General features: G+C 73.1%; 13 protein-coding genes, 1 other RNA gene and 1 pseudogene. 7 read left to right on the forward strand and 8 right to left on the reverse strand.

Annotation, left to right across the window (positions count from 1 at the left end; translation table 11 throughout):
* Positions 1–170 precede the first annotated feature (170 nt).
* Positions 171–923 carry a hypothetical protein gene (locus ACZ7L4_RS16075; protein ID WP_472102942.1) on the forward strand — a complete coding sequence of 251 codons (753 nt, stop codon included), beginning with the start codon at positions 171–173 and terminating at the stop codon, positions 921–923.
* 35 nt (positions 924–958) lie between these two features.
* Here ACZ7L4_RS16075 and rnpB read toward each other — a convergent pair.
* From rnpB to ACZ7L4_RS16090, 3 genes are all read right to left on the reverse strand, one after another.
* An RNA gene (rnpB, locus tag ACZ7L4_RS16080) (RNase P RNA component class A) lies at positions 959–1,367 on the reverse strand.
* Positions 1,368–1,428: 61 nt separating this feature from the next.
* Entirely contained in the window at positions 1,429–1,956 is a 528-nt protein-coding gene (locus ACZ7L4_RS16085) for a TetR/AcrR family transcriptional regulator (protein WP_472104028.1), read from the reverse strand.
* Position 1,957: 1 nt separating this feature from the next.
* Complete coding sequence (locus ACZ7L4_RS16090) at positions 1,958–2,398, reverse strand: DUF4260 family protein (RefSeq protein WP_472102944.1); 441 nt, start codon at positions 2,396–2,398, stop codon at positions 1,958–1,960.
* Between the two features lie 155 nt (positions 2,399–2,553).
* On the opposite strand from ACZ7L4_RS16090, the gene ACZ7L4_RS16095 reads away from it, so the two are divergent.
* On the forward strand, positions 2,554–3,318 hold the full coding sequence (locus tag ACZ7L4_RS16095; RefSeq protein ID WP_472102946.1) for a MerR family transcriptional regulator: 765 nt from the start codon (positions 2,554–2,556) through the stop codon (positions 3,316–3,318).
* A complete protein-coding gene (locus ACZ7L4_RS16100) occupies positions 3,315–4,127 on the forward strand; it encodes a hypothetical protein (RefSeq protein ID WP_472102948.1) in 813 nt (270 codons plus the stop codon). Before ACZ7L4_RS16095 ends, ACZ7L4_RS16100 begins: the two co-directional genes overlap by 4 nt.
* Here ACZ7L4_RS16100 and ACZ7L4_RS16105 read toward each other — a convergent pair.
* Positions 4,078–5,523 (reverse strand): RNB domain-containing ribonuclease, encoded by a 1,446-nt coding sequence (locus ACZ7L4_RS16105; RefSeq protein WP_472102950.1) that lies wholly within the window; start codon positions 5,521–5,523, stop codon positions 4,078–4,080. The two genes, ACZ7L4_RS16100 and ACZ7L4_RS16105, sit on opposite strands and share 50 nt — an antisense overlap.
* Positions 5,524–5,616: 93 nt before the next feature.
* Here ACZ7L4_RS16105 and yaaA point away from each other — a divergent pair, with 93 nt between their 5' ends.
* Together yaaA and eda are read left to right on the forward strand one after the other, a co-directional pair.
* The gene (gene yaaA / locus ACZ7L4_RS16110) at positions 5,617–6,399 is read left to right on the forward strand and encodes a peroxide stress protein YaaA (RefSeq protein ID WP_472102952.1); all 783 of its coding nucleotides are present in this window, start codon (positions 5,617–5,619) and stop codon (positions 6,397–6,399) included.
* A gap of 73 nt (positions 6,400–6,472) precedes the next feature.
* Positions 6,473–7,114: a bifunctional 4-hydroxy-2-oxoglutarate aldolase/2-dehydro-3-deoxy-phosphogluconate aldolase gene (gene eda / locus ACZ7L4_RS16115; RefSeq protein ID WP_472102954.1), complete on the forward strand. Its 642-nt coding sequence runs from the start codon at positions 6,473–6,475 to the stop codon at positions 7,112–7,114.
* On the opposite strand, the pseudogene ACZ7L4_RS16120 reads toward eda, so the two are convergent.
* The 3 genes and pseudogenes from ACZ7L4_RS16120 to ACZ7L4_RS16130 form a co-directional block, all read right to left on the reverse strand.
* Positions 7,111–7,755: pseudogene (locus ACZ7L4_RS16120) on the reverse strand (histidine phosphatase family protein); the annotation flags it as partial. The gene eda and the pseudogene ACZ7L4_RS16120 overlap by 4 nt on opposite strands.
* A gap of 119 nt (positions 7,756–7,874) precedes the next feature.
* Positions 7,875–8,618, reverse strand: a complete 744-nt coding sequence (locus ACZ7L4_RS16125; RefSeq protein ID WP_472104030.1) for a zinc ribbon domain-containing protein — start codon at positions 8,616–8,618, stop codon at positions 7,875–7,877.
* Positions 8,615–9,475 (reverse strand): Nif3-like dinuclear metal center hexameric protein, encoded by an 861-nt coding sequence (locus ACZ7L4_RS16130; protein WP_472102956.1) that lies wholly within the window; start codon positions 9,473–9,475, stop codon positions 8,615–8,617. The genes ACZ7L4_RS16125 and ACZ7L4_RS16130 overlap by 4 nt, the downstream gene beginning before the upstream one ends.
* A 201-nt stretch (positions 9,476–9,676) precedes the next feature.
* On the opposite strand from ACZ7L4_RS16130, the gene ACZ7L4_RS16135 reads away from it, so the two are divergent.
* Positions 9,677–10,837, forward strand: coding sequence for a hypothetical protein (locus tag ACZ7L4_RS16135; RefSeq protein ID WP_472102958.1), 1,161 nt, complete (start codon positions 9,677–9,679; stop codon positions 10,835–10,837).
* A gap of 55 nt (positions 10,838–10,892) precedes the next feature.
* Positions 10,893–11,063: a hypothetical protein gene (locus ACZ7L4_RS16140; RefSeq protein ID WP_472102960.1), complete on the forward strand. Its 171-nt coding sequence runs from the start codon at positions 10,893–10,895 to the stop codon at positions 11,061–11,063.
* An 81-nt stretch (positions 11,064–11,144) separates the two neighbouring features.
* Here the strand turns inward: ACZ7L4_RS16140 and ACZ7L4_RS16145 are convergent, their stop codons facing one another.
* Entirely contained in the window at positions 11,145–12,083 is a 939-nt protein-coding gene (locus ACZ7L4_RS16145) for a 3-oxoacyl-ACP reductase (protein ID WP_472102962.1), read from the reverse strand.
* Positions 12,084–12,157 lie beyond the last annotated feature (74 nt).

Consider the following 12,157-nt stretch of genomic DNA (forward strand, 5'->3'; position numbering starts at 1 on the left):
ACAGACGTTAGCTGTAAGCGGCACGTAAATGAAGAGGGAATTTCTCGCCTCCACACCTCCCCCACCTGCACATACGCCCCCAGGCGGCCGCCGATGGGACCGGCGCACACTTATATCACCATTACTCGCATACTGGACATAATCCTTCTCCTCTCTCGAAAGACGGGTCCATGTCCTCGAACGACCACGACACCACCGGCACAGCCCTGGACGTCGGCGAGTGGGCCGCATTCGACAGCGGCCTCGAAGCGACGATCGACGACCTCGAGACCTTCGCGCCCACCTATCTGGACCAGGGCCACGAGGAGGGCGACACCTACGTCCGCTTCACGGTCCGCGTGAAGAACTCGGCCCCCGGCGTGCGCCGGGCCATGCGCGCCCACCACGCCGAGCATCCGCGCCGCGCGCCGCGCAGGGGCTACTCCAGCGAGGCCGCGCACACGAGGGCCGTCGACCAGCACACCAAGGAGCACACCGACGCGCTGCGCCACGCGAAGGCCGCGGTGCGGATGCACCTCACCGCACGCGTCCAGGTGTGGGCGGGCGGAGCCAAGGCCGTCCGCTCGTACGACGCCGACCAGGACATCCTCGCCGGCCTGCACAGCGAGGTGCGCCGCCGTCGCACCCGCACCGCGACCTACGCCTTCCGCGTCCCGGCGGGCGGCCTGGAGGACCTCCACATACGCCTGAGCCCCGCGGTGAACGGCACGACCCGCGAGTCCGCGGACTGGGAGACGTCCCTCCCGGAGCCGCCCGAGGACCTCCTCGACGACTCCCTCGTACGGGAGCCCGAGGAGCACACGGACACCGAAGCGGCGGACGACGACACGGAGCACGCCCCGAAGAAGCGCAAGCAGCGCCGCCAGGAGAAGCGGGAGCACCGCCGCCAGCAGATCCGCTCGACGAACGGCGCGGCGCTCTGACGCCGCGCCGGGGGGCGCCCCGGAAGAGGAAGGGGCAGACGAGTCGGGCTGTACGCCGGGTTCTGTGCTCCCGGGACCTCGCGGTCGTCGGGGCGACGGCCATCCATCTACGACCGGCGTTGCCACCGGCCTCCTGCGGTCCACCCGCGAACATCGGGCGGGCAGCCCTCGATCGTCCGCGCAGGACCGTCTCCGAAGAGGCGGTCCCTCTTGACCTTGCTCCAGGTGGGGTTTACCTAGCCGCCTGAGTCGCCTCAGGCGCTGGTGGTCTCTTACACCACCGTTTCACCCTTACCGAGGGCCTTGCGGTCCCCGGCGGTCTGTTTTCTGTGGCACTGTCCCGCGGGTCACCCCGGGTGGCCGTTAGCCACCACCTTGCCCTGTGGAGCCCGGACGTTCCTCGGGAGGTTCCGAAGAACCCCACGCGGCCGTCCGCCCGGCTCGTCTGCCGTGCGGCCATCCTACCTGCCGGTTCGGCGGGTCCGGCCGGTTCGGCCCGCCGGGGCTAGGAGCCGAGCGCAGCGGCCCCGGCCCGCCACGCCTCCGTCAGGTCCGCGCCGTCCGGAAACCTGCCGTGGATCTCCAGGATCACCATGCCGTGCGCGAAGGCCCAGGCGGCGCGGGCCAGGTCGCCGTCGCCCCCGCAGGCCCGCATCAAGGGGGCGGCCGCGCGGTTCTCAAGGCCCTCGGGCAGCGCGTGCCGGGGCAACGGTCGCTCTGTGGCGAGGCAGTAGAGGTGGGGGTGGGCGAGGGCGTAGGCGCGGTAGGCCTCGGTGAGGGCGGCGAGTGAGCCCGGGGCCCGGCGCTCCGCCTCCTCGCAGGCCTCGGCGGACTCGGTGAGCATCTGCGCGACGAGCTCCGTCTCGACGGCCTGCTTGTCGGGGAAGTGCTTGTAGAGGGACGGGGCCTTGATGCCGAGGCGGTCGGCCAGGGCGCGCATCGTCAGGGCCTCGGGCCCGGACTCCTCCAGGAGGGCCCGGGCCTCGGCCGCGATCCCGGTGGCCCGGGGCGTGAGCCGCGGGCCTTCTTTCAGGTCAGGCACGCTGGAAGCCCTCCTTGGTGCGCAGTCCGTAGCCGAAGGCGCGATCGTACGAGATGTGGGCGAGCCAGCCGCAGAAGCCCGCGAAGAGCGGCGCCCACTGCATGAAGGGCAGCACCGTGTACGCCACGACGAGGGCGAGCGGGACCAGCGCGCGGTGGGCCGCGTTGTAGAACGGCACGGCGCGGGGCGGGAGTTGGCCCGGCGCCATCTTCCGGGTCTCGCCGATGCCCGCCAGGAACGTGAAGTCGGGGGCGAGGAAGAAGGCGACGGCGAACAGGGTCGCGACCCAGCCGTGGTTGACGCCCTCCACGACTGCGAAGGCCGTCCAGAAGAGGGCGTGCACGAACCATGCGGAGCGGCGGACGACCGTGAGCGACTTGGTGACAGTGGAGGGGGCGGTGTCGGTCGTCGTGGTCGGTGCTGTCGTGCTCATCGGGACCTCCCGGAGAGTCTGCGGCGTCGGCGACACCGTGGCTAACACCGTTAGCCGAACCATGCGACGACCGTACGGCTAACGGTGTTAGCCGTCAAGCCCTTCCGGCGCGGTCCGCTTGACCCTGCCGTAGCGTCAACGTTTCTACTGAGGGCATGCGGATCGGAGAGCTGGCCCGGATCGTCGGCGTCACCACGCGTGCCATCAGGCACTATCACCACCTCGGACTACTGCCCGAGCCCGAGCGGCTCGGCAACGGGTACCGGGAGTACGGACTGCGGCACGCCATCGAGCTCGCCCGGATCAGGCGGCTGACCGAGCTGGGGCTCGGGCTGCCCGAGGTGCGGGACGTGCTCGCGGAGGACGCGGGGCGCGACCTCGTCGAGGTGCTGGCCGAGCTGGACGCGGATCTGGCCCGGCAGGAGGCGGCGATCCACGAGCGGCGGACCCGGCTGCGGGCGCTGCTCTCGGACGCCGAGCGGGGGCGGCTGCCCGCGGACGGCCCGCTGTCCCCGGAACTGAGCGCGTTCTTCGGCGAGTTGGGCGACGAACTGCGCGATTCACCGATGGCCGCGAAGGACCGCGAGGTGCTCGCCCTCATCGACACGGCGGCGCCGCCCGAGGACCGCGAGCGGTTGATGTCGACGCTGCTGCCCGCCCTGTCCGGGCCCGACGCCCTGGAGGCGGCCCGTGACGTGTACGCGCGGCTCGACGCGCTCGCCGACGCCCCCGCGGACGACCCCCGGGTGGCAGGGGCGGCGCGGGCGCTGGCCGCGTGCGTGCCGCCGGACCTGCCGACCGGCGAGGCGTTCACGGAGGGCAACACCCTGCTCGACACCTTCCTCGCCGACTTCTCCCCCGCCCAGGCGGAGGCCGTCCGGCGCGCGCTGCGGATCGCCGCCGAGGGCGGTGCGCCATGACGGGGCTGCGGACGGTGCTGCGTGTCCTCGCGTACGCCGCCATGGCCTGCGAACTCGTCGTCACCGTCTGCCTGTTGGCGGGTACGCGGCCGCCCCGCGCCGTCGAGGCGGCGGTCGTCGCGGTGCTCGTCGTCGAGGCCTGCGGACTCGCGGTGCTGTACCGGCGCGGCGGCCGGGCGGCCGTGCGGGAGGTCGTCCCCGCCAAGGTCCGCCGGATCGTCGGGCACGAGCTGCGGGTCTTCGCGAGCCTCCTGCGGTGGGCGGCGCGGCGGCGGCACGGGGTTCCGGTCGGCGCCGAGGCCTTCCCGTACGCGCGGGGCCAGGCCGTGATGATGTACGGCATCACGTTCGTGTGCGTCGTCGAGTCCTTCGGGATGTGGGCGCTGCTGCGCGACTGGCCGACGCTCCACCACGTCGTCCTGTTCCTCGACGTCTACACGGTGGTGTGGATCCTCGGCCTGCACGCCGCCGCCGTGACCCGTCCGCACGTGGTGTCGGACGACACCCTGCGGGTGCGCCGGGGCATCCTCGTGGACCTGCGGATACCGCTGGAGCGGATCACGGCGGTGCGCCGCGAGAACAAGTACACGCACGAGGCGAAGGAGGGTGAGCTGAACCTGGACATCGGCGCCCAGACCAGCATCACCGTCGAACTCTCCGACGCCGTACGGCACTTCACGTTCCTCGGCCGCCCGCAGGACATCCACCTCGTACGCCTGCACGCGGAGGCCCCGGACGCGCTCGCCCGCGCCCTGGAGCTCACGCGGGCGCGAACAGCACCTTCGCCGACCCCGGGTCCGCCTGCGTGAGCCGGACCCGCAGCCGCTCCCCCAGCGGCAGCGCGGAGGAGCCGCCCTCGATCCGGGCGACGACGGCGGGCTCGGTCAACTGGACGGTCCCGGCGGCCGGTTCGCGGTCCTTCACGTCCACCACCACCGCGTCGAAGACGTCGCCGACCCGGTGCCACAGGAGCGCAGCCTCGACGATGTCGACGCACTCGCGCTCCACGGTGTTGGCCCGCCGGGTGCCCTCGGCCATCTCCTTCGGCAGCTCGTCCAGGGCCGCGAGGACCCATTCGGGGACGCCCCGCCCCGCGCACGCGGCCAGGCACAGCTCGGACGCGTAGCGGTCGACGAGGCGGCGCAGCGGGGCCGTGCAGTGCGTGTACGGCGCGGCTACGGCGGCGTGCGTGGCGAGGGCCGGGGGCTCGCCCCCGCTGAACGCCGTGTAGCCCGCGCCGCGCAGCAGCGTCGTGCACTCCTGGAGGAACGCGGCGTGGTGCGGGTTCCGGGGGTCGAGGGAGCGGACCAGGTCGGAGTACGGGACGTGGTGGGGCCACTCGATGTGCAGGGCCTTCGCGGTGCGGCGCAGCCGGCCCACCGCTCCGTCGGGGGCGGTGGGCAGCGTGCGCAGGATGCCGGTGCCGGCGGTGAGCATCAGCTCGGCGGCGGCCATCCCGGTGAGCAGCGAGATCTGGGCGTTCCAGGAGTCGGCGGGCAGCGGGGCCCGGTAGGCGAGTTCGTACGCGGTGTCGCTCGCGACGATCTCCTGCTCGGGCACGTCGAGCGAGATGCCGCCGCGCTCGACCTCCAGCTGCATGCGCAGTTGCCCGATGTCCCTGAGCAGGGCGAGCGGCTCCTCGGCGGTCCCGTCGTCGATGGCCTTCTGCACGCCCGCGTAGTCGAGCTTGGCGCGGCTGCGGACGAGGGCGCGGACGACGTCGGTGGACTCTGCGCGCCCGTCGGCGTCCAGGTCGATCGTCCACAGGACGGCCGGGCAGGTCTGGCCAGGCAGCAGGCTCGCGGCGCCCTCGCTGAGCACGGTGGGGTGCAGCGGGACCTTCTCGTCGGGGAAGTAGAGGGTGGTGACGCGGCGGTGCGCCTCGGCGTCGAGGGCGCCGCCAGGTGCGACGTACGCGGCGACGTCGGCGATCGCGTACCGCACGCGGTAGCCGCCGCCGGGGCGCCGGGACAGGTGCATGGCCTGGTCGAGGTCGGTCGACGTGGGCGGGTCGATGGTGAAGAGGGGGATCGCCGTCTCGTCGCGGTCCGGCAGCCACGGCGGCTCTACGGCGACGCGCTCGGCTTCCGCGAGCACGGCGGCCGGGAACTCCCCGGGCACGTCCAGCTTCGTACGCAGTTCGCGCAGCACGGCACCGAGCGGCTCCCGCGCCGCGCCGGTCACACGGAGGTGGCGACGGGGCATGCCATGAAGCGTAGGACCGGGTGGCGCGGTCGGCACGCCGTAGGCTGGTGCGCCGATCGTCTTCTGTTCCCGTACGTGCTTGAGGAGTGCCCCGTGCTTGTGCTGTTGCCGCCGTCGGAGGGTAAGGCCGCTTCCGGACGCGGGGCGCCGCTGAAGCCGGAGGGGCTGTCCCTGCCGGGGCTCGCCGAGGCGCGGGCGGCCGTCCTGGACGAGCTGGTGGAGCTGTGCGCGGCCGACGAGGAGAAGGCGCGCGAGGTGCTCGGCCTGAGCGAGGGGCTGCGCGGCGAGATCGCCAAGAACACGGAGCTGCGCACGGCGGGCGCGCGCCCGGCCGGCGAGATCTACACGGGCGTCCTGTACGACGCCCTGGACCTGGCCTCCCTCGACGCGGCGGCGAAGAGGCGGGCGGCGAAGTCGCTGCTCGTGTTCTCCGGGCTGTGGGGCGCGGTCGGCATCGCCGACAAGATCCCCTCGTACCGGTGCTCGATGGGCGTGAAGCTGCCGGGGCTCGGCGCGCTGGGCGCGTACTGGCGGGGGCCCATGGCCGAGGTGATGCCGGAGGCGGCCGGGGACGGGCTCGTGCTCGACCTGCGCTCGTCGGCGTACGCGAGCGCGTGGAAGCCGAAGGGCACGGTCGCGGAGCGGACGGCGACGGTGCGGGTGCTGCACGCGCCGACCCGCAAGGTCGTCTCCCACTTCAACAAGGCGACCAAGGGCCGGATCGTCCGCTCGCTCCTCGAGGCGGGCGCCGCACCGGCCGGCCCCGCCGAGCTGGTCGACGTGCTGCGCGGGCTCGGACACGTCGTGGAGGTCGAGGAGCCGACGAAGGCGGGCCGCCCGTGGAACCTGGACGTCCTGGTGGACGAGATCCACTGACCCCCGACTCGACGCATTGCAGCATGCGCAACGCCCTTTGCGCATGCTGCGTGGACCGGGGCAGGATGGTTCCATGACCTCGACTGCCGCCGCCTCTGCCGGCTCCTCCGTGCTGGATCTCGCCCCCGTCGTGCCCGTCGTCGTGGTGGAGGACGTCGCCGACGCGGTGCCGCTCGCGCGGGCGCTCGTCGCGGGCGGCCTCCCCGCCATCGAGGTGACCCTGCGCACGCCCGCCGCGCTGGACGCGATCCGGGCGATCGCCGCCGAGGTGCCGGACGCCGTCGTCGGCGCGGGCACCGTGATCTCGCCCGCGAACGTCGCCGACTCGGTCGACGCGGGCGCCCGCTTCCTGGTCAGCCCCGGCTGGACGGACACGCTGCTCGACGCCATGAAGGGCTCGGGCGTGCCGTTCCTGCCCGGCGTCTCCACGACGTCCGAGGTCGTGGCGCTGATCGAGCGCGGCGTGCACGAGATGAAGTTCTTCCCGGCGGAGGCCGCGGGCGGCACCGCGTACCTGAAGTCCCTCGCGGGCCCGCTGCCGCAGGCCCGGTTCTGCCCCACGGGCGGCGTCTCCCCGGCCAACGCGCCCGGTTACCTGGCGCTCAAGAACGTCGGCTGCGTGGGCGGCAGCTGGATGCTCCCGGCCGACGCGATCGCGGCGAAGGACTGGGACCGGGTGGAGTCCCTGGCCCGCGAGGCGAGCGGCCTCCGCTAGAACCCTGGTCGGCCCAGGTGCGCTGTCTCGTTGAGGCAGCGCACGCTCGCGTTCCCGTCCGCGTAGTACGCGACCGTGGTCAGGGACGCCGCCGCGAGCTCCATGCGGAACATCGCCTCTGCGGGCGCACCGAGCGCGAGCCGCACCAGCGTCTTGATCGGCGTCACATGGCTGACCAGCAGCGCGGTGCGCCCCCGGTACGCGGCGGTCAGCCGGTCCCGCGCCTCCGCGACCCGCTCCGCGACCTCGGCGAAGCTCTCGCCGCCGCCCGTGGGCGCGGCGTCGGACGACCCGAGCCACGCCTTGAGGTCGTCGGGATACCGCGCCCCGACCTCCTTGAACGTGAGCCCTTCCCACGCCCCGAAGTGCGTCTCGCGCAGCCCGTCGTCGACCCGCACCTCGATCCCGAGCCGCTCACCGACGACCTCGGCGGTCTCGCGGCAGCGGGCGAGCGGCGACGCGACGATCACCTCGACATCGCCGCGCGCGGCCAGCGCCGCAGCGGCGGCAGCGGCCTGCGCCCGCCCGACATCGGACAGCTCGGGATCCCCGCCCCCGCTCCCGGAGAACCTCTTCTCAGGAGTGAGCGCGGTCTCCCCATGCCGAAGCAGGAGGAAGGTGGCGGGGGCGCTGAGGTCGGGGGGCGTCACATCGTCCTCTCCGGCGGGCAGCAGGGGCCCAAATCAAGCCCCTGCGGCGATTGAGCAGCGGGGTCCGGGGCAGAGCCCCGCGACCGCAACACCGTGGGACCGCAACATTCCTACAGGCCGGACTCGGACGTACGGACCAAGATCCGCCGACAGTTCTCGCACCGCACCACCGCATCCGCCGCCGCGGCGCGAACCTCGTTCAGCTCCGTGATGTTGAGCTCAAGACGGCACCCCTCACAGCGCCGCTGGAACAGCTTCGCCGCACCGACCCCGCCCTCCTTCTCGCGGAGCTTGTCGTACAGCTTCAGCAGATCCGCGGGGATCGACCCGGCGACGACCTCGCGCTCCTTGGTGACGGAGGCGACGTCGGAGTCGATGGCGGCAGCCGCCTCGTCGCGCCGCGAGGTCGCGTCGTCGGCCTTGGCCTGCACGGAGGAGAGCCGCTCGGCCAGCTCGCCCGCGCGCTCCTGCGCGGACTCCCGGCGCTCCATGACCTCGAGGACGACGTCCTCCAGGTCACCCTGGCGCTTGGCGAGCGAGGCGATCTCGCGCTGCAGGTTCTCCAGGTCCTTGGGGGACGTGACCGCGCCGGAGTCGAGGCGCTTCTGGTCGCGGGCGGCACGCTGGCGGACCTGGTCGACGTCCTGCTCTGCCTTGGTCTGCTCGCGGGCGCAGTCGCTCTCCTCGGTCGTCGCGGCGACGTGCAGGTCGCGCAGCTGCGTGAGGTCCTTGGTCAGCGACTCGATCTCGGCGTGCTCGGGCAGCGACTTCTTCTTGTGCGCGAGCTGCTGGAGGCGGGTGTCCAGGTCCTGGAGGTCGAGCAGACGGATCTGATCGGCGGGCGCGGCGTTCAGTTGGGGGCTCCAAAAGTAGAAACAGACTGGGGGTTGGACGCCGCGTGGGCGGTCCAGGGATCGGTGACCGTCTTCGAGACGTGGACCCGCAGGCCCCATCCCTCGCGGTCGGAGATCTCGTCGAGCTGAGCTGCGGCCAGCTCGCACCAGGGCCACTCGGTGGCCCAGTGCGCCGCGTCGAGCAGCGCGAGAGGCGTGGTCTCGCGGGCCTCGCTCACCGGGTGGTGGCGCAGGTCCGCGGTGAGGAAGGCGTCGACGCCGGCGGCACGCACCTCGTCGAAGAGGCTGTCGCCGGAGCCGCCGCTCACGGCGATCGTACGCACCGTCGCGTCGAGGTCCCCCGCGACGCGGATGCCCTGCGCGGTGGCCGGCAGCCGGTCGGCGGCGCGGCCCGCGAGCTCGCGCAGCGTCAGCGGGTGCTCGAGCTCGCAGACCCGGCCGAGGCCGCGACGTCCGGCGGGGTCGGTGGGGTCGGGGACCAGGGGGCGTACGACGCGGACGTCGAGGGCGCCCGCGAGCGCGTCCGAGACGCCGGGGTCGGCCTTGTCGGCGTTGGTGTGCGCGACGTGCAGCGCGATGTCGTTCTTGATCAGCGTGTGGACGGCGCGGCCCTTGAAGGTCGAGGCCGCCACCGTCGTCGTACCGCGCAGGTAGAGCGGGTGGTGCGTGACCAGCAGGTCGGCGCCGAGCTTCACCGCCTCGTCGACGATCTCCTGGACCGGGTCGACGGCGAACAGGACCCGGCCGACCTCGGCGTCCGGGTCGCCCGCGACCGTGCCGACCGCGTCCCATCCCTCGGCGAGGGCCGGGGGCCAGAGGGCTTCGAGGGCGGTGGTTACTTCAGACAGACGGGGCACGCAGACAGGTTACCTGCGCGGCCCGCCCCACCCCCAAGCCCGGCCCGTACCGGAGGAAGGGAGCAGGAGAGCACACGGGACTCGGGGTGCACAGCCAATTCGGGGCATGGCCCACCTTTCGTGTGAAACGGCGGGCGCGAGGTGCCACGGAGGTTCGTGCGAAAACTAGCGTCGGCCCGGACAAGCGGAGGTGACTGATCCATGACGGCCCTGGCCACCGAACCCACGCCGGATACGCCGGAAATGCCGCCACGACCGCCGCACACCGGATGTGTGCTCACGATGGACGCGACGTACGCGGCGCGGCTCGCCCGGCACGGCGCGAGCGAGGACTCCTGGTTCCCCGAGCGCTGGACCCTGGACGGACCCGAGCCGTACGCGGTCCCGCTGCCGGGCCCCCAGCCCGAGGAGCCCGGCACCGCCGTGCTGCCCCTGACCGACGGCCGGGTGCTGATCCAGCGCACCGCTGCGGGGCGCCAGATGTTCTCGCTGCTCTACCCGACGGGCCCCGGCACGGGCGAGGTGCCGCTCGGGGCCGTGGAGTGCGAGGAGCTCACGCTGCTGCCGCCCGCACCCGACGGTCGGTGTGCCTACGCGCTCGCGGTCGGCGCGGAGTCGACCGCGGTCTGGCAGGTGGCGGGCGCGGGCTTCGGCCCCGAGCTGCTCGCGGAGGTGCCGGGGCGCTGCTCGGGCGGGGTCTGGCTGTCCCGCGAGGCCCGGCTGCTCGCGCTGGACCGGGCCCTGCCGGACGCGGACGGCGGCGGCCCGGTGAAGACGGTGGTGGTGGACCTGGACCGGGGCGGCGAGGTCTCCCCGCTCCTCCAGGTCGCGGAGGACAGCGAGGACCGACTGCTCCTCGCCGACCTCGACAGCGGCCTCATCCTGCTCCGCTCGGACGCCCCGACACCGGGCGAACTCCGGCTCGGCTGGGGCGTGTTGGGCAGCACGCTGCCGATCCGCTTCCCGTATTCGCTGCGCCTCGCCGACTGCGAGCTGACGCCCTTCGCCATCCAGCCGGGCCAGTCGCTGATGCCGGAGGGGTGCGCGGTGGCGCTGCACGTCGAGAGCACGGAGGGCGGCTCCCCGTGGCTCGGTCTGTGGCGGCCCGCGGAGGGCCGGATGCACCAGGTCGCGGCGCCCGGCGGCTGGCTCCCGGGCAGCGGCTTCCTCTCGCGCGACGGGGTGCTCTCCCTCCCGTACGTCACCGAGGAGACGCCGTGCGGACTTGCGCGGCTCCCGGTGCCGGAACCCGGCCCGGAACAGCGGGAGCCGAAGGCGGAATCCGCCCCGCCCGAGCCCGCCGCGACACGCCCCGTCCCCCTCGCGCAGGCACCCCTCGGGGGCCGCGGGACGGACCGTTAGACTCGCCCGGCTGCAACTGAAGGATCTTGTACGTGTTTACGGGGTGAATGTTCCGATGGCGGAAGGCAACGGCACGGATGTCGAGGTCGGCACGGAGGCGGCGCGCCTGGCGCGGGCCGGTTCGGGTCGTCACCGCGGCGAGGTGTCCTCGCCGCCCACTGCGGGCGGCGACCAGGAGTCGAGGCCGCGAGGGCGGCATCGTGGGGCGCGCGCGGACGAGGCGTAACGCTCGACACTCGATGTGAGGAAACGTATCTCTGAGGGGCCCGGCATCCGCCGGGCCCCTCAGTGGTGTCCGCGGCCGGACTCAGCCGTGCTTGAGGCCGAGCACCTCCGCCGCCGCGAACGTCTCGTTCGGCGGCCGGTCCTTGTAGTGCGGGGTGAGCAGCGCGTCGAGCTCGTCGTACGTGAACGCGTCCTTGGCCGTGTCGAACTTCGCCTGCACCCGGGGCCGGTCGACGACGGCGACCATGCCGCCGTGCACCACGAGCAGCTGGCCGTTGACGTTGGCGGCGGCGGGCGCGGCGAGGTAGCCGACGAGCGGGGCGACGTGTTCGGGCGCGAGCGGGTCGAGCCCGTCCTCCGGCTCGGCGAACCCGGCGAAGACGTCCTCCGTCATACGGGTGCGGGCGCGCGGGCAGATGACGTTGGCGGTGACGCCGTACTTGGCGAGGGCGAGCGCCGTGGAGGTGGTGAGCCCGACGATGCCGCCCTTCGCCGCCGCGTAGTTGGGCTGCCCGGCCGAGCCCGCGAGGAAGGCCTCGGACGAGGTGTTGATGATGCGCCCGTACACGGGGCCGCCCGCGGCCTTGGACGCCTCGCGCCAGTGGCGGGCGGCGAAGTGGCTGGTGTTGTAGTGGCCCTTGAGGTGGACGTGGATGACCGAGTCCCACTCCTCCTCGGTCATCGAGAAGATCATGCGGTCGCGCAGGATGCCGGCGTTGTTGACGAGGATGTCGAGGCGGCCGTACGTGTCGATGGCCAACTGGACGAGTTCTTCCGCCTGTTGGTGGTCGGCGACGTCGCCGGTGTGTGCGGTGGCGGTGCCGCCGGCGGCCTCGATCTCCGCGACGACCTGCTCCGCGGGGCCTGTCGTCGCCTCGCCGGAGCCGTCCCTGCCGGGTTGGCCGAAGTCGTTGACGACGACGTTTGCGCCGAGGCGGGCGAGTTCGAGGGCTTCGGCGCGACCCAGGCCCCGGCCGGCACCGGTCACTATGGCCGTGAGGCCGTTGAGCGGGGTTGACATACAGTCGGCTCCCTTGGTTCGTGTGCGCCGCGACGGTGTTGCGGACTCGGGGCTTTGCCCCGGACCCCGCTGGC

The organism is Streptomyces sp. NPDC107575 (genome assembly GCF_055657265.1).